Source organism: Massilia pseudoviolaceinigra, from assembly GCF_030846505.1.
GTDB lineage: Bacteria > Pseudomonadota > Gammaproteobacteria > Burkholderiales > Burkholderiaceae_D > Telluria_A > Telluria_A violaceinigra.
This window is the reverse complement of record NZ_JAVCWL010000025.1, coordinates 1-17,378: the sequence shown is the minus strand read 5'-3', so window position 1 is coordinate 17,378 and position 17,378 is coordinate 1. Positions and strand designations below refer to the sequence as shown.

The 17,378-nt window shown below is 66.4% G+C and carries 12 protein-coding genes and 1 pseudogene; 7 read left to right on the top strand and 6 right to left on the bottom strand.

The features are described 5' to 3' along the window. The first annotated feature begins 8 nt into the window (after window positions 1-8). The 4 genes from RBA40_RS22660 (at window position 9) to RBA40_RS22645 (ending at window position 4,934) form a co-directional block, all read left to right on the top strand. Entirely contained in the window at window positions 9-395 is a 387-nt protein-coding gene (locus RBA40_RS22660) for a GtrA family protein (protein WP_306650158.1), read from the top strand. A gap of 49 nt (window positions 396-444) precedes the next feature. Beyond that, window positions 445-2,190, top strand: a complete 1,746-nt coding sequence (locus RBA40_RS22655; protein WP_306650157.1) for a hypothetical protein — start codon at window positions 445-447, stop codon at window positions 2,188-2,190. 121 nt (window positions 2,191-2,311) lie between these two features. Beyond that, window positions 2,312-3,733: an MBOAT family O-acyltransferase gene (locus RBA40_RS22650; RefSeq protein WP_306650156.1), complete on the top strand. Its 1,422-nt coding sequence runs from the start codon at window positions 2,312-2,314 to the stop codon at window positions 3,731-3,733. A 1-nt stretch (window position 3,734) separates the two neighbouring features. Then, window positions 3,735-4,934 (top strand): hypothetical protein, encoded by a 1,200-nt coding sequence (locus RBA40_RS22645; protein ID WP_306650154.1) that lies wholly within the window; start codon window positions 3,735-3,737, stop codon window positions 4,932-4,934. Between the two features lie 15 nt (window positions 4,935-4,949). Here the strand turns inward: RBA40_RS22645 and RBA40_RS22640 are convergent, their stop codons facing one another. From RBA40_RS22640 to RBA40_RS22625, 4 genes are read right to left on the bottom strand one after another with little or no spacing between them, the layout of a single operon-like run. Beyond that, window positions 4,950-8,720 carry a glycosyltransferase gene (locus RBA40_RS22640; protein WP_306650152.1) on the bottom strand — a complete coding sequence of 1,257 codons (3,771 nt, stop codon included), beginning with the start codon at window positions 8,718-8,720 and terminating at the stop codon, window positions 4,950-4,952. Then, complete coding sequence (locus tag RBA40_RS22635) at window positions 8,720-10,168, bottom strand: class I SAM-dependent methyltransferase (protein ID WP_306650151.1); 1,449 nt, start codon at window positions 10,166-10,168, stop codon at window positions 8,720-8,722. The genes RBA40_RS22640 and RBA40_RS22635 overlap by 1 nt, the downstream gene beginning before the upstream one ends. Then, the gene (locus RBA40_RS22630) at window positions 10,165-11,385 is read right to left on the bottom strand and encodes an ABC transporter ATP-binding protein (protein WP_306650150.1); all 1,221 of its coding nucleotides are present in this window, start codon (window positions 11,383-11,385) and stop codon (window positions 10,165-10,167) included. Before RBA40_RS22630 ends, RBA40_RS22635 begins: the two co-directional genes overlap by 4 nt. Beyond that, a complete protein-coding gene (locus RBA40_RS22625) occupies window positions 11,385-12,185 on the bottom strand; it encodes an ABC transporter permease (protein ID WP_099875330.1) in 801 nt (266 codons plus the stop codon). Before RBA40_RS22625 ends, RBA40_RS22630 begins: the two co-directional genes overlap by 1 nt. Before the next feature lie 366 nt (window positions 12,186-12,551). Between RBA40_RS22625 and RBA40_RS22620 the strand changes: the two genes are divergently transcribed. Then, window positions 12,552-13,751: an acyltransferase family protein gene (locus tag RBA40_RS22620; RefSeq protein ID WP_306650148.1), complete on the top strand. Its 1,200-nt coding sequence runs from the start codon at window positions 12,552-12,554 to the stop codon at window positions 13,749-13,751. Here the strand turns inward: RBA40_RS22620 and RBA40_RS22615 are convergent. After that, window positions 13,674-14,543: a YncE family protein gene (locus tag RBA40_RS22615; RefSeq protein WP_306650146.1), complete on the bottom strand. Its 870-nt coding sequence runs from the start codon at window positions 14,541-14,543 to the stop codon at window positions 13,674-13,676. The genes RBA40_RS22620 and RBA40_RS22615 overlap by 78 nt on opposite strands. A gap of 166 nt (window positions 14,544-14,709) precedes the next feature. Then, window positions 14,710-16,047 (bottom strand): ABC transporter ATP-binding protein, encoded by a 1,338-nt coding sequence (locus RBA40_RS22610; protein WP_306650271.1) that lies wholly within the window; start codon window positions 16,045-16,047, stop codon window positions 14,710-14,712. Window positions 16,048-16,286: 239 nt separating this feature from the next. On the opposite strand from RBA40_RS22610, the gene RBA40_RS22605 reads away from it, so the two are divergent. After that, window positions 16,287-16,556 (top strand): hypothetical protein, encoded by a 270-nt coding sequence (locus RBA40_RS22605; protein WP_306650144.1) that lies wholly within the window; start codon window positions 16,287-16,289, stop codon window positions 16,554-16,556. 26 nt (window positions 16,557-16,582) lie between these two features. Continuing rightward, window positions 16,583-17,164: pseudogene (gene cysC, locus RBA40_RS22600) on the top strand (adenylyl-sulfate kinase); the annotation flags it as partial. Window positions 17,165-17,378: the final 214 nt, after the last annotated feature.

Below are 17,378 nucleotides of genomic sequence, written 5' to 3'. Positions count from 1 at the left end.
AGTCTCCGATGAAGCTCGGTATCCAGGTCCTGCGTTTCGGCGTGGCCGGCGTGGCCGGCCTGCTGGTCGACCTGGCCGTGCTCGAACTGGCGCTGCGCGCCGGCATGAATCCCTATGCCGGCCGCGCCGTCTCCTTCCTGTGCGCGGTGTTCGCCACCTGGCAGATCAACCGCCGCTACACTTTCCATCCGGCCGGCGTCTCGCTGTGGACCGAATGGTGGCGCTACCTGCTGGCCATGAGCGGCGGCGGGGCGGTCAACTTCGCCACCTACAGCGCCATCGTCTGGACCTTTCCGAACGTGCCCCACATCGCCTCGTGGGGCGTGTGCGCCGGTTCGCTGGCCGGCATGGCGGTCAATTTCGTCGGCGCGCGCTGGTTCGTCTTTCAACGCTAGTTCCCTTGTTAATCCTCCTTGTGAATCCCCTTTCTATCGCAGGTACGGCATGAATGCACTGACTCGAGCAATTTCCCGCCTGGATGCCGGCGTCGTGCGCCTGTGGGATGGGCTCGATCGCGCCGCTGTCCTGCGCCTGTCGATGTGGCTCGGGCCCGTGCTGGCCGGCCTGGTATCGATGTGGCTGGGGCAGGATTCCAACTGGGATTTGCGCAACTATCACTGGTATAACCCGTACGCCTTCCTGAACGGCAAGATCGGCTTCGACCTCAATCCCGGCCAGTTCCAGAGCTATTTCAATCCCACCATCGACTTGCTGTATTACGGCCTGGCCACGCATTTCCCGAGCCGCGTCACCGGTTTCGTGATGGGCTATCTGCACGGCCTCAATTACGTGCTGCTGCTGATGATCACGCGCCAGGTGCTGCGCGCCGGCGAACCGGCCGCGGCCGGGGCGGCGCCGTACCGCCTGCCGCTGATGCTGGCGCTGGCCGGCTGCGCCGGGTTTTCCTTCCTCAGCCAGCTCGGCAACACCATGGGCGACAACCTGACCTCGCTCACCGTGCTGGGCGCCATCGCGCTGCTGCTGCGCCAGTGGCCGCAACTGCTGGCGGGCGGTGCGCGCGGCGCCATCGTCGCCGCGCTGGCGGGCCTGGTCATCGGCGCCGGTACCGGCCTGAAACTGACCAATGCCAACTACGCGCTGGCCCTGTGCCTGGCGCTGCTGACCCTGCGCGCCAGCCTGTGGCTGCGTTTCAGCACCGCCTTCGTGTTCGGCCTCGGCACCCTGGCCGGCATTGCCGTCACCGCCGGCCACTGGTACTGGCTGATGTGGAAAACGTTCGGCAATCCCCTGTTTCCCCAATTTAACAATATCTTCAAGGGCCCGCTGGCCGCGCAGATCAGCGTGGCCGACATGGGCTGGGTGCCCAAGGACTGGACCGAATTCCTGCTGTGGCCGTTCATCTTCACCTTCAATCCGCGCCGCGTGATCGAGCTGCCGATGACCCAGATCCTGTGGCCGATCGTGTACATCGCCTTCATCGCCTTCATCGCCCAGCGCCTGCGCCGCCTGTGGCTGGCCGCGCCGGCGGCACCGGCCGCCGCATCGAGCGCCGACGCTCCCGGCGCGCGCATGCTGCTGGTGTTTTTCGCGCTCTCGTATGTCATCTGGATCAAGCTGTTCGGCATCTACCGCTACCTGGTGCCGCTCGAACTGCTGGCACCGCTGGTGCTGTGGCTGCTGCTGCACCGCCTGTGCGCGCTGCCCACCGCGCGCGTGATCGGCGCCACTTGCGTGCTGCTGGCCGTCATCGCCGGCCTGCCGCGCGTGAACTGGGGCCACCATTTCCATGGCGAGAAGAGTGTCACGGCCCAGGTGCCGGTGTTCGCCGATCCTGAACAGAGCATGGTGTTTACCGTCCATGGCGACCCGCCGATGTCGTGGCTGATCCCGAATTTCCCGGCGCGCCTGGCGTTTGCCGCGCTCGGTTCGGGCTTTCCCGAGTCGCCTGCATTTTCCGCCCGCGTGGCCCAGATGGTCGCCGCGCGCAAAGGGCCGCTGTACGTCATGCTCACCGCCAACGGCCTGGCGCCCGGTCCGCGCCAGGGCGCCGCCGCGCCGGACGCCGACACGGCCGCGCGCCAGCAGCGCGTAGCCGTGGCCGGCCAGGCCATCCTCAAGCGCTACGGCCTGACCTTCGACGAGGCCAGCTGCATCGTCTACGAGGCCGGCTTCGGCGGCAGCAAGGACAGCGATCCGTACCAGCTGTGCGAGGTCGGCCACTTGCCCTGAAGTGTTGCTTTTTGGGGTGGTTGGCGTGTAGCAGCATTCGATTCTTCATGACATGGGGATGTATAATCGCGGGTTGATCCGGCTCTGCCGTTGCCGCGGTTTCCATCTCACGAGACATCCTATGGTATTCAGTTCGGCCGTTTTCCTCTTCTATTTTCTCCCCGGCTTCCTGCTGCTGTATTACGTTCTTCCCTGGAAAAACACGGTCTTGCTGATCGGCAGCCTGCTGTTCTACGCCTGGGGCGAGCCGCGCTTCGTGCCGCTGCTGATGCTTTCCGCCTTCCTCAATTACAGCGTCGGCTACCTGATCGCGCGCGCCAGCGCGCAGCGCAAGGCGCTGCTGGTGGTGGGCGTGGCGCTCAACCTGGCCATGCTGGCGTACTACAAATACCTGGGCTTTTTCGCCGGCATCCTGCAGGCGATCAACCTGCACGAAGGCGCGCTGCCGGCCATCGTACTGCCGCTCGGAATCTCCTTCTTCACCTTCCAGGGCATTTCCTACCTGATCGATGTGTACCGGCGCGATATCGCCGCGCAAAGCAGTTTCCTGCGCTTTGCCATGTACAAGGCCATGTTCCCGCAACTGATCGCCGGCCCCATCGTGCGCTACAGCCAGATCGCCGATGAAGTCGACCACCGCTCGCTGGACAATGCGCGCATCTGGATGGGCTTTCGCCAGTTCGTGCTGGGACTGGCCCAGAAGGTCCTGATCGCCAATTACGTGGCGCTGCCGGCCGACCGCATTTTTGCGGTCGATCCATCCCAGCTTGACGCCCCCAGCGCCTGGATGGGCATCGCCTGCTATTCGATCCAGATCCTGTTCGACTTCGCCGGCTACTCGAACATGGCGATCGGCATCGGCCACATGCTCGGCTTTACCTACCCGCCCAATTTCAACCGTCCGTATTCGGCGCTGTCGATCACCGATTTCTGGCGTCGCTGGCATATCAGCCTGTCGACCTGGTTCCGCGACTACCTGTACATTCCGCTGGGCGGCAACCGCGTCTCGCCCGCGCGCACCTATTTCAACCTGGCGCTGGTGTTCTTCCTGTGCGGCCTGTGGCACGGGGCGGCATGGACCTTCGTGATCTGGGGCCTGTGGCATGGCGCCCTGCTGGTGCTCGAACGCGTCGGCGGCGGGGCGCTGCTGGCGCGCCTGCCAGGCGTGGTGGCCCAGGCCTGGACCATGCTGTGCGTGATGATCGGCTGGGTGTTTTTCCGCGCCGCCGACGTGCCGTACGCGCTCAAGTACCTGGGCAGCATGTTTGGCGCTTACGATGGCCAGGCCCTGCTGCATACCTGGCGCCTCGACGTGCCCAATACCTCGCTGGCGGCGCTGGTGGTGGGCATCGTGCTGGCTTGCTGGCGCTGGCGCACCGCCGCGGTTCCGAAAGAAAGCGCCGCCGGCGCGCACTCGGCGGCGCGCGTGCCGGCGCTGCTGCTGCACGGCGGCCACCTGGCGTGGACCGCGGGCCTGGCGCTGCTGTGCATCGCCAGCCTGGCGGCCGGCACCTACAACCCCTTCATCTACTTCCGCTTCTGACATGAGCAACTCTGTTCTCACTTTGCTGGGCCGGCATGCCATGAAATTTGCCGTGGTGGCCGTGCTGGCGGTGCCTGCCATCGTGTCGGTGCATGACGCGCGCACCAAGCCGAACGACCCGAACCTGGCGCAACTGCCGGCCCGTCCGGCCTCGTGGTGGGAGCTGGGCGAAGCCCCGTCCAAGGTCACGGCCTGGATCAACGACCATTTCGGCTACCGCAATGACCTGGTCAAGCTGAACAACCGCACGCGCTTTAAGGTATTCCACGAATTCCCGTCGGTGCAGATGTCGAGCGGGCGCCACGGGCGCTACTTCCTCACCGCCCACGGCACCAACGAGCTGCCCTACCAGGCCGTCATCGCCACCTGCAGCGGCGCGGTCCTGAGCCACAAGATCGCGCCCTACATCAACCAGCTGTTCGACACTTACCAGGCGGCCGGGCTGGCGCCCAAGCTGCTGATCGCGCCATCGGCGCCGGTGGTCCATCCCGAGGACTTGCCGGCCTGGCTGACGCCGCGCTGCATGGGACTTGATACGCCCTTCAAGACCCTGTTCGCGTCGAACGCGCTCAATCCCACGGCGGCCGCGTCGATCCTGTTCCCGCTCGAGCAGATGCGCGAGATCAAAAAGAGCGCGACCCTGTTTCCGAAAACCTGGTTCCACTGGACCGGCGAGGGACTCGACCAGGTGGCGCGCCTGAGCCTGACCGCATTCTGGCAGCGCCCGCTCGACCAGGCGCCCGCGCTGCAGGTCAGGAAGCACATGCAGTATTCGGATGTATCGCACCTGTTCGATGGCGTGGGGCTGCAAAGCGAGATCACGGAGCCGGACCTGGAAGCGTCGCAGGTAAAAGGCTGCTTTGGAGAGGCTTGTTTTCCGGAAGTCGAGGCGGGCAAACTGCTGCGCGACGTCAGCCGCTTCGGCAATCCGAAGGCGCCGGCGCGCCGCTTGCTGATCATTTCCGATTCGTTCGGCTCGAAAATCTCGCCGTGGTACTCGCGCTACTACCGCGAGGTCGAGCAGTTCGCGACCAATAATATCGACCTGCTCTCGCCCGCGCAGCTGGGCGCCCTGAAGACCTATATGTACCGCAATCCGGGTGACACCGACATCCTGCTGCTGTATCACGACGGCGGCGCCATGTACAACGACGTGCTGCGCTACGCCACCGAGCGCATGCTGCCGGTGCCCGCCAAATAACGGCGGGCACCAGTGTCAGTCGGCCGGCCAGCGCACTTCCTCGCGCCGTCCGGCCAGCACGTCGAGCAGTTCGCTGGCGTTCTCGCGCCAGGTAATCCACGGCATGCCGTTCGATGCCGGCGCCGTGCCCGCACCGTGCCGTTCGAGCCACTCGCGCAGCGCCGCCGCCAGGTCGGCCCCTTCCATTCCACTGAAATAGGCCGCGTGTTCGCGCGCCACTTCCCGAAACACGGGCAGGTCGCGCGCCAGCACCGGCAGGCCGTAGCGCGCCGCCTCGATCAGCGGCAGGCCGAAGCCTTCCCCTTCGCTCGGCACCAGCAGGCAGGAACTGGTCTGGTACAGGTCGAGCAGTTCGGCGTCGCCGATCCCCTTGAGCCATTGCAGGCGCTGCCCCAGTTGCGGATGGCCGCGCAGGCGTTCGACGATGCGCGGAATGGTGCGCCGCGCGCCGTCGGGCAGCGGGGTCCAGCCCTCGGCGCCGACGATCGTCAGTTTCACGTCCACGCCTTCGCGCCAGAGCTGCTCGAAGGCGTCGAGCGCCTGCAGGTGGCCCTTGCGCGGCTCGATCGTGCCGACCATCAGGAAGGTGGCCGCGCCGTCCTTGGGCGCCGCCGCGCGCGCGCCTGGCACCGGCTGGGCGCCGCCGATATCGGCGCCGTGGTGCAGCACCGCCATCTTCACCTGGCCGTGGATCTCGGGCCGGGTGTGTTCCAGCCAGGCTTGCAGTTCATTGCGCACGGCGTCCGAAATGCACACCAGGCGGTCGGCCTGGCCGGCGACGCAGGCCAGCCAGGCGCCATGGCCATGCTCCGCGCCTTCGGGGAAGAATTCGGGACGCAGCACCGGCAGCAGGTCGTGGATCAGGAAATTGACTTCGACTCCGCGCGCGCGCCAGTGCGCATACACGCCCTTGCGCGCGGCGGCCATGACGGCCCCCGGCGCGTAATCGGCGCTGTAGAAGCGGTCGCCCGCCTGCACTTCGACCGCCTGGTCGGGCGGCAGCGGGCAATCGATGCCGAACAGGCGGCGCGCATAGTCGCGCGCGTAGCGGTATTCGCAGCGGCCATCCTGGTCGGCCAGGTACACCGGTTCGATGCGCAGGCCCGGTTCGACCCGCGCCAGCAGTTCGATCAGCTGCATGCGCACCACCCGTTCGATCCCGGTCTTGAGGTCGTGGCGGGCGATCGAGGTGACGTCGACCAGCAGCTGGCGCGGCGCCAGCGCTTCCGGCATCACGGCCAGGCACTGGGCGCTGCGGCGCACCAGCGCGTCGTCGGCATGCAGCGCAGGCTGGTCCGCCAGCGCCGCCAGCAGGGCGCCGCGTGAACCGGCTGCCGGCGCGTAAGTCTGTTCCAGCGCTTCGGCATACAGGCGCGCGCTGTGGGCGGGACTGTGCACCGTATGGAGCAGGGTGCGCGCGCGTTCGCCCAGCGCGGTGCGGCGGGCCGGATCGGCATGCAGGCTTTCCAGCGCTTCGCGCAGCTGCACCATGCTGAACTGGTCGGGCAAGCCCCATACCGCATCAAGCGGCAGTTCGGCCATCGAGCCGTTGGCATTGACGATGGTCGCCATCCCGTAGTTCAGGCAGTCGAGCACCGCGGCCGAGGTTTCGCCGCGTGACTGGCAGCGCAGCTGCACGCCGACGTCGGCCGCCTGCAGATACTGGTGGTACACCGCTTCATCGGTCCAGCCGGCCACGCGCATGCGCTTGCTGGCGGCGCGGGCCAGGGTGGCGTTGATCGCCACGCCGTACTCGCCGCCATCGTTGGCGCCGACCAGCACCAGCTCGCAGCGCGGATTGGCGTGCAGGGTGGAGCTGATCCAGGCGTCGAGCAGTTCCTGGCTATGCTTGGTGTGCGCCACGAAGCCGAAGCTGCACACCAAAAACACATCGTCGGCGATGCCCAGCGCGCGCCGGGCGGCAGCGCGGTCCTGTGCCTGCGGCAGGGCGCGCGGCAGCGGCACCACGCTCCAGTCGCCCGCGGCCAGCGCTCCGTACCACTGGCGTGCCAGGTCGCGCGCATGCTGCGAGTGGACCACCACGCGGCGCGCCTGCTGCAGCACGGCCAGGTTGCACGGATACAGATTGCGGGCGTCGAGCGCGCGCGCCGGGTCCAGCCCGGCCAGCAGCGCGGCCATGCCGTGGCCCTGGTACAGGGCGTCGGTCCAGCCGTTGGGAATCCCGCCGGCCATCTGTTCGTAGGCCAGCACGCTGCTGATGAAAAAATCGTGCAGCACCACCACGCCCGGATGGCGCGCCAGCAGCCCGAACATGTGGCTGTGGAAGGGGCTGTTACCGAACTGGTACAGGATGCGGTCGAACTGGCCGGCATTCTGGTCGAACCAGGCGGCGCTGCGCTGGGGCAGGGCGGCCAGGGAGGGCGGCAGCAGCACCTTGTCCTGGTGGACGATCAGGTCGATGTCGTAGTGTTCCATCATGGCTGGCAGCACCTGGGCCGCGTAGTCGGCAATCCCCGTGCGCTCGGGCGGCAGCGGCGAGACGAACGCCAGGCGCGGACGTGCGGCCGGCAGGGGCACCACAGGCGCCGCCACATTGCCGAAGCGCGCTTCGAGCGCGCGCAGGGCCTTGGTGGCGCTCGCGTCCCACGAAAAGCGCGCCGCCTGGGCGCGTCCGTGCACGCGCAGGCGTTCCTGCATGGCCGGGTCCTGCAGCACCTGGGTGATCTTTTCGGCGATCGATTGGGGACGGTCGGCGTCGAACAGCGCTTCCGCGCAGCCCACCACTTCCGGAATGCTGGTGTTGTTGGCGCCGATGACCAGCGCGCCGCACGCCATCGCTTCCAGCGCCGGCAGGCCGAAGCCTTCATGGCGCGACGGGAAGATGAACAGGGCCGCGGCCTGGTACAGGCGAATCAGGTCGGCGTCGCTGACGTAACCGGTCAGGATCAGCTGGTCCTTTTCGAGGCCGCGCTTGGCCGCGTGGGCCACCAGTTCGGCGCGTTCGCGCTCGCCCATCTTGCTGGCGATGAGCAGCTGGTGGCTCTCGCGCAGCGCCGGCGGCAGCAGGCAGTAGGCGGTGATCAGGCCATCGATGTTCTTGCGCGCGTCGAAGCCGCCCGGCGCGTACATCAGCATCTGGCGCGTGATGCCGAAGCGTGCGCGCAGTTCGGCCATTTGTTCGGCCAGTTGTCCCGGATTGCTGTCGGACGGGCGGAAGCTGTCGTCCACCGCGGTCGAAATCGCGGTGACCGAGTCGGGCGCGAGACCGAGTGCGTCGATCGCTTCCTGGCGCGAGTAGTCCGAGATCGACAGCAGCAGGCCGGCGCTGCGCAGCGAGGCGATCTTGCGCTCGTAGTAGGTGCGCTGGGTCTGGCTGCCGAGGTAGGCGGCGGGATTCAGGAACGGGATCAGGTCATACAGCACCACAGCGGTGCGCGCGGCGCCGTCGAAGGCGCCGACCGAGACCACGGCGTCGTCGACAAACCCTTCGAACAGGCTGGTGACCAGCACCGCGTCGGGCCGCAGCTGGGCGATGAAATACTCGCGCATCAGTTCCGCGGCGCGGCAGCGCGCGCTGTTGCCTTCATCGATTTCGGCGACCGGGCCGACGATGTCGAATACGCGGATGCGTTCGGGGGGCACCAGGCCGGCAAAGGCGCGCCGCAGTTCGGCGATGGCGCCGCCCAGCGCACCGTTCAGGACCAGCCAGACTTCATGCTCGCCGGCGTTGCGCGCCACGCCCAGCGCCAGGGCCAGTGAATAACGGCCTATGCCGCGAAAGCGGCTCTCCGACTGGGCGCCCTGCAGGTCGATCACAATCCGCATCACTTGTTCCTTGCTTCCATGGCTTGTTTGAGTTCGTGGTACATGCGCTGCTCGCGCGGCGACAGGTCGGCCGCGCTGGCGCTGTGGGTGGGCGAGGCGGCCGGCGGCGGTGGCGGCGGCGCATTGCCGCGCCGCAGAATGCCGTACAGGCGCGCGTGCAGGCCGGGGAAGCGGCGCAGCACCGTCAGCGCCACGCGCTTGACGCGCGGGCGGCGCAGCATGGCGCGCATGAAGGTCAGCAGCGGTCCCGCCAGGCGCCGTTTCACGCCGCTCGCCAGGCGTCCCTCGCGCGCGGCGCTGCGCAGGCGGTAGGTGGTGCCGGCGACGATCCGCAGCGGCGCCGTCGCGCGCCACGAGGTGCTCTCGAGCAGGGCCGCCACGTGGGCGTCGGCTTGCTGGGCGCGCGCTTCGGCCATACCGATGCGGTGCCCGAGCGCGTCGAGCTGGCCCTGGACCTGGAGCTGGGCCTGCAGCGCCAGCTGGACCTGCTGCACCATCTGGCCTTGCAGTTCGGCCAGGCGGTCGGTGTTGGCGCCGACGCGCTGCAGGATCGGGTCGGCCAGGTCGAGCCGGCGGCGGTTGTTTTCGACGCCCTCGGCCACCCGCGCCACGCCCTGGTGCGCCGCATCGAGCGAGACCAGGCCGTTCTGCAGCGCATGTTCGACGCGCGCAATCCCGGCGTACAGTTCGGTGCGGCGCTGGTTATCCTGTTCCTCGAAGCGCAGCGCCAGGTCGGACAGGCCGATGCCGAACTTGGTGGCGAAGGGCGCGGCAAACGCGGCCAGCGCCTCGGGCGGCGCATCCTTCTGGCCGACCACCGCGTAATCGGGGCTGACGCCATCGAGCACGTTGATCAGGCCAATCGGCGCGTCCGTGTGCAGCTGCGCCGCTTCCTGCAGGCGCAGCACCTTGTGGCGCGGGAAACCGGCAAAACCGGTCACGAATTCGAGCAGCGGCGACGGGATCGGTTTCAGGTGCGAGGGGTCCATGTAGAAGCTCGACGCGCCCACCACCAGGTTTTCGGGATTGGGCGTTTCCATGATCAGCAGGCCGCCCGGCAGCAGCACGCGCAGCGCTTCGGCGATCATGAGCTGGACCTGGTCGAACGGGATATGTTCGACCAGATGGAAGGCCGAGACCATGGCCACGCTGGCGTCGCCCTGCGCGCGCAGGGCCGACAGGGCGTCGGTCAGGTCGGCGTGCAGGCCGCGTTCGCGGCAGGCCGCCAGCATGCCTTCGTCGAGGTCGACGCCGCGCGGGGCGAAACCGTGTTCGGTCAGCAGTTCGAGCCATTCTCCGCGCCCGCAGCCCAGGTCGAGCACCGCGGCGCCGGGATACAGCGCGATCAGGGGCGCAAAGAAGGGCTGGTACGCCATCAGGCGCGATTTGATCAGTGGGCGCGCGCCGCGGTAGCGGTCTTCAAAGGCGCGGTAAAAATTGTCGCTCATCGCAGGATCTCCACATGCGGTTCGAGCCAGCTGGTGCCGACGAATTGTTTGCGGTTCATGTTCATGACAATGAAGAGGAAGGCCAGGTCGCGCCACTCGTAGTTGTCGCCCAAATGGGTCTCGGTGCTGGTCAGCGCCGTGGTGACCGAGTAGCTGCCTTCGCCCAGGTTGAGCGGAAAGCGGAAGCGGAAGTCGATCTCTTCGCCCGCGGCCACGTCGTGCAGCGCCATGTCCATGTGGTGGGTATTGGTGCCGTACATCTGCTGGCCGAGGCGGTCCTTGATCATGTAGCCGAGCACCAGGCGCTCGAGCGGCGCATGCACGCGCACGCGAATGCGCAAGGTGACGGCGGCGCCCACGTTGACCGTTTCGAGCGCGCGCCCGGCCTCGTCTTCGAGGGTAATGGCGGTGACGCTTGCTTCGCCGCTGCCGGAACTGGTGCGGGTGCGCCCGGCCTCGGTGACGACCTGCTCGACGCCGGCGCCGTCGCGCGAGGCGATCAGCGCATTGTAGTAGTCCATCACCTGTTCCGGACTGCCCTGCGACGCCAGGCGTCCGCCATCGAGCAGCAGCGCGCGCTCGCAGATCGACTGGATCGCGGCGCGGTCGTGGCTGACGATCAGCAAGGTGGTGCCGAGTTTCTGGAACTGGCGGATGCGCTCGAAGCTCTTGTGCTGGAAGTAAGCGTCGCCTACCGACAGCGCTTCGTCGACGATCAGCACGTCAGGCCGCTTGACGGTGGCCACGCTGAAGGCCAGGCGCATCTGCATGCCGGACGAGTAGACCCGCACCGGCTGGTCGATGTAGTCGCCGATGTCGGCGAACGCTTCGATCTGCGGCATCAGCGCGCCGATTTCATCGACCGTCAGACCGATCAGCTGGCCGGCCATGAAGGCGTTCTGGCGGCCGCTGAAGTCGGGGTGAAAGCCCATGCCCAGTTCCAGCAGCGCGGCCACGCGGCCGGTGATGCGCACGCTGCCGGTGGTCGGGTGGGCGGTGCCGGTGATCAGCTTGAGCAGGGTGCTCTTGCCGGCGCCGTTGATGCCGATGATGCCGACCGCTTCGCCGGGCGCGAGCTGGAAGCTGACGTCCTGGATCACCCACTTGAGGCGGTGGCGCGGGCCGAGGAAGGGCAGCACCCATTCCCACAGGCGCCCCCAGCGGTTGTCGTACTGCTTGTAGGCCTTGCCCAGGTTGCTGACAACGATACTGCCCATCAGAGTTCATCCACCATTTCACCGGCGCGCTTGCGGAACAGCAGTAAACCCATGACGCAGCACAGCACGGTGAGCACCGCGATCGGCAGCAGGCTGGCCCAGTCGGGCATCTGGCCCTTGACCAGGATGGTCTGGTAGGCGCCGATCACGCCGGCCATCGGGTTAAACACCAGCAGTTCGCGCACCGCCGGCGGCAGCGCGCTGGCCGGGTAGACGATCGGCGTGAACCAGAACCAGAACTGGAGCAGGATGGTGAAGAACTGGCCGACGTCGCGGAAGAACACATTGAGCACGCCGAGGACCATGCCCAGGCCGATCGAAAACAGGATCTGCAGCAGCAGCACCGGATACAGCGCAAAGTAGATCCAGCCGGGGAAGGTGCCCGACAGGACCATGAAGATGGTAAACAGGCCGAAGATGATGGCGAAGTTGATGCCGGCATTGAGCACCACGATGATCGGCAGGCAGATGCGCGGAAACTGCAGCTTCTTGATCAGGTTGGCGTTTTCCAGGAACACGGTCTGGCCGCGCGTGGTGATTTCGGCGAACAGGCCCCAGGTCAGCGCGCCCGCGCACAGGTAGATACTGTAGGCGAAGGTCGAATCGACGCCCTGCAGGCGGCTGCCCATCACTTCCGAGAAAATGACGGTGTAGACGATCACCATCGCCAGCGGATTGAGGACGGTCCAGACGGCGCCGAACAGGGAATTGCGGTACTTGGACTGGAATTCGCGCTTGACGCTGCCGAGCACGAAGCCGCGGTAGCGCCACACGCCGCTGAACATCGACAGCGAGATCATGCGCGCGCGGCGCGGACGGACAGCGCGCAAGTGCGGAGGGGCGTGGCTCGCGCACTGGCGGCTAACAGCAGGGTCAGGGGTTGGATCGTATCGATTTTCATATGGGAAATGTAGGGTCGCGGAGGGGCCACCGGTTCAGCTGCCCGCGGCCGCCATGGCCTGCGCAGGCGCCAGCCGGACTGCCGCGGGATCCCTGCCGCCGCTATTACCGTGGCGTCAAAGGGGCTTAGGATTATAGCATGCAGCCCTGCGCCAGCCGGTGGGAATGGGCGCCGCTCGCGCCGCTGCCGGCCCCCTGCGGCGCGATCTGGCCGCAGGCATGCACAGCCGTTATAATATTGCACCTTTACACGCCATTTTCCCCACATGCAAAATCCTCCCGTCCAGCGCGCCAAGGCGGATGCCGACGCCGCTTCTGGTACCGGCAAGCTGGCCGGCATCGACCTGTTGCGCTTCGGCAGTGCGCTGGCGGTGCTGCTGTGGCATTACCAGCATTTTTCCTTCGTGGCTAGCCAGGCGTTCGCGTTTCAGACCGAAGCCCAGCCGCTGTTCGGACTGCTGTCCCTGTTCTACCGCTATGGCTTGTACGGGGTGCAAGTGTTCTGGTGTATTTCGGGGCTGATCTTTTTCTGGAAGTACGGCCAGGCGCTGGCCGACAAGACGGTCGGCGCCGGAGGCTTTTTCCTGCTGCGTTTTTCGCGCCTGTATCCGCTGCACCTGATCACCCTGCTGCTGGTGGCGGGCGGGCAAGCGCTGTATGCGAGCACTCACTCTTGGTATTTTGTCTACAAGGATAACAGCCTGTCGAGTTTCTTCTTGCAGCTCGGCATGGCCAGCCACTGGTTCTTTCCGCGGACGGGATTTTCCTTCAATGCCCCGATCTGGAGCGTGTCGCTGGAAGTGATCGCTTACTTGTTCTTCTTTTGCTTCAGCCGCGTCGCCGGCGTGGGAGCGGTCGCCACCGTGGGCGCGCTGGCCGCGCTGGGGCTGGCGCGCTACGCCAGCGAGCTGCCGGTGATCGAATGCCTGCTGTTTTTCTATCTGGGCGGGGTGCTGGCGCTGCTGGACCGGCGCAGCGCCGGCTGGAGCGCGGTGGCGCGCCATGGCTTGGGCGTGGCGCTGGCCGTGGCGCTGATGGGGCTCTGCGCGGCCACCGCGGCCGGGGCCATCAAGCCCGAGCACGCCATTTTCGGCATCGTGCCGGTGATGGTGTATCTGATGCTGCAATATGTGCGGCCCGCCCACGCCGGCGTGCAGAAGGTGTTTTCCAGCCTGGGCAACCTCACCTATTCGAGCTACCTGCTGCATTTTCCGCTGCAGCTGGCCATCGCGCTGGTGTGCGGTGCGCTCGGACGCGCCATTCCGTGGCGCTCGCCGTGGCTGCTGCTCGGTTTCCTGGGGATGACGTTCGTGCTGTCCTTTTTCTGCTACCGCCACGTGGAGCGGCCGCTGCAGGCGTGGATCCGGGCGCTGGGGCGGCCCGGCGCGTTAGGTTTCCATCAGCGCGAATACCTGCTCCGGGCGCGCCACGCGCTTGTGGGCGCGCGTAATGCTGGCCCACAGTGAGGGCGCGGCGGCGCTGTGCGTGAGCGCAAAGCCGGCCGGCAAGCGGCACAGGTCGAGAATCAGGCCTTCGCCGGCCATGTCGATTTCGTGCCGTAGCGACCAGTCGCGCTCGAACACCATCACCTTCCCGGAGGTGAAGTCGCGCGACTTGCGCTCGGTGAGGGCGGACACGCCCACGCAGCGGGTGCTGGCGTCGAACGCCACGCCGCGCGGAAAGCCGCCGGTGTCGAGCACGAAGCCGGAGTCGCTCAGCAGGCGGCTTTCGGCCGAGGAACAGGAATACAGTTCGCCATCCTCGCGCCAGATATTGTGGCCGCAGTTGCCCATGGCGACGGTCTGCACCAGTTGGCGCGTTTCCAGCGAAAAGCCGAGCAGTTCGCTCGGACCGCGGTTGTGCGCCAGGATCCAGACCAGGCCCTGGTCGAACATGAAGGAATTGAAATGGTTGACGTCGCCGGCATCTTGCGCGCCGAGCGGATACCAGCGCTCCCACACCTGGCCATTCCAGATGGCGATCATGTTGTCGTGTGAACTGGTGAGCCACAGCTTGCCGTCGTGCCAGGCGATTTCATGCAGGTCGCGCAGGGGGAAGGGCGCTTGCAGGCGCTCGCACAGCCTGAGCGAGCGGTCGAACACCAGCACCTCGCCGCGTTCCTCGGATGGATCGACGTTGGAAGACACCAGCCGGTTGCGGGCGGCAACGAACAGATGCTTCTCGTTATGGGCGATGCCGTAGTATAGCCCGTGACCGCGGTCGAGCACGTGTGCGTGGCCGCTGGTTGTATCGAGCAAAAGAAAAGATTGTGATGTAGTAATTAGTAAATTCATGAGGCAACGGACCGTGTTGACGTGATGCGCCTGTCGCAATGTTGCACGCACGGCGCCTTATGCCGCTAGGCGGCAATCGAATCGGCGATTATAACGTGAAGGCTGAGTCGGCCCGCAACAGGAGAGAATTTCACACCGGCTCGGCCATGCGTTGCAGCTCAAGAACCGGGTCCAGATTGACCACGCCGCTCCAGATGATGGCGTCCAGATTGCGCAGCACGCTGAAGGCGCTGGCGTCCTGGACACGGGCCAGGGTCTGGCGGAAATCGCCGTCGCCGGCGCCGCCTTCGGCCACCCCGGCGGTGATGGTGTATTCGCCGGGCGCGAGCGCCGCCTTGAAGGAAAATTCGGCGGCCACGGATTCGCCGTCGGCCACCGCGCCGATCGGGCGGCGCATGCAGTAGGTGTTGGTCATGAACACGGCTTCGCCGCGCGCATTGCGGATCTGAAAGCCGATGTGCGGGTCGGCAAACGCGGCGCTGAACAGGACCTCGACCCGCACCGTGGCGACGCGGTCGCTGATGACGGTGGCCACCGGACGCTCGTCGGCATACAGCCCGATGGCGCGGATCAGGGCGCCGCCGCGCTCGAAGGACCCGACGGCGGCCGGGAGCGGAGCGGGAGCCGGGGCAGGGGTCGGGGACTCGGCAGGCACGGCTGCCGGCGTTTCAGCGCTGCCGGCAGTTGGCACAGCGGCCGCCAAGGCGGCGGGCGGCGGGGCCGGCGGCTTGCCGTCGCGCTGGTTGAGCACGTGGGCGTTGTAGAGATCGATCACTTCGCGCGGGCTGCTGTCGAGCGCGACCTGGCCTTCGCTGATCAGAATCGCGCGGTTGCACAGCGAATACACGGCGCCCATGGCGTGCGAGACGAACAGCAAGGTGCTGCCGGCATGGCAATACTCGCGGATGCGCTCGAAGCACTTTTGCTGGAAGAAGACGTCGCCCACGGCCAGCGCTTCATCGATGATCAGGATGCCGGGCCGCACGGCGGTGGCCACGGCGAACGCCAGGCGCACCTGCATGCCGCTCGAATACACGCGCACCGGCTGGTCGATGTAGTCGCCGATTTCCGCGAAGGCTTCGATCTCGGGCATCAGCAGTTCGATTTCTTCGACGCTCAGGCCGATCAGCTGGCCGGCCATCAGGGCGTTCTGGCGCCCCGTGAAGTCGGGATGGAAACCCATGCCCAGTTCCAGCAGCGCGGCCACGCGGCCGGTCAGGTGCACCGCGCCGGTAGTCGGCTGGGCGGTGCCGGTGATCAACTTGAGCAGGGTGCTTTTGCCGGCTCCGTTGACGCCGATGATGCCGACCGCCTCGCCCTGGGCGATGCTGAAATTAATGTCGCGCAATACCCACTTGAGGCGGTGGCGCTGGCCGAGGAAGGGCAGCGCCCATTCGAGCAGGCGCGACCAGCGGGTTGGATATTGCTTGTATGCTTTGCCGAGCTGGCTGACCTGGATACTGCCCATCAGCGCATGCTCCGTGGGCGCGAAATTGCTATCGTCATAGAACATTCAATGGTTAAGGCCGGCGCGCCGGGGTGGGCGATTATACAGCAGGCATGCGCACGGCTGCGCTGCGCGGGCCTGCACGGCAGGCGTCCGGATTGCCGCTCGCGGGATGAACTGCTATGATAACGGCCAAGAAAAAAATAACAAATAAACAAGCAGTGGCGCCTGGCAAGAGCAGCGGGACTTTTAGGAAAACGATGGAACGATCCTGGGTGTACATCCGCTTTAATACGCGTAACGATAACGACAATCCCTTGCCGTGGCGGGTGCTGACCGAGCGCGGCCGGGTCGATGGCGTGCTCGAACTCGACCAACAGTTCGCCGCCGAGGTGCGTTTTACCGCCACCGCCGTGACGTCCTGCGACGAAGTCGAAGCCGGCGTGCTCAAGTGGCACCTCAAGGCCCACGGCTACCTGGCCTGGGACGGCGACGTGTGCACCGTGTGCGACCAGCCGGCGGCGCCATGAGCGCCCCGGTCCACCCCGATCTGACGTGGCAGCAGCACCCGGTTGACCGTGCGCGGCGGGCCGCCAGCAAGCAGCAAAATCCCTGTCTGTTGTGGTTTACCGGCCTGTCGGGCGCGGGCAAGAGCACGGTGGCCGGCATGGTCGAACGCAGCCTGGCGGCGCGCGGCGCACACACCTATCTGCTCGATGGCGATAATTTGCGGCACGGCTTGTGCCGCGACCTGGGCTTCGGCGCGGCCGACCGGGTCGAAAATATCCGCCGCGCCGGCGAAGTGGCGCGCCTGATGACCGACGCCGGATTGATCGTGCTCAGTGCCTTCATTTCGCCGTTCCGCTCGGACCGCGAGCTGGTGCGCAGCCTGATGCCCGCCGGCGAATTCATCGAGATTTTCGTCGATGCGCCGCTGCACGAGTGCGAACGGCGCGATCCGAAGGGCTTGTACGGCAAGGCGCGCGCCGGGCAGTTGCCCAATTTCACGGGACTCGATTCGCCTTACGAGGCGCCGCAGCAGCCCGAGGTGCGGCTCGATACCTTGCGTGACGACGCCGAGACCTGCGCCGCGCAGGTGATGGCGTATCTGGAACGCAGCGGACTGCTGGAGCGCTGAAGTGGCTCGGCGAGGGTCAATCCTTGACTCAATCGCAAGATCCTCTGGGCGCGCATCCGTGTCCTCGGATGCGCGTGAAAAATACCCATCTCACGCAGCGTGCGCTGCACTTCCCCGGACAGTGCCAGATGTTTCATCGATCAACTCCTGCTGCTTTGCCAATTCGACTTTGCCAGCAAAAATTGAGCGACTACTTAGCTCAGTGCTGCCTTAG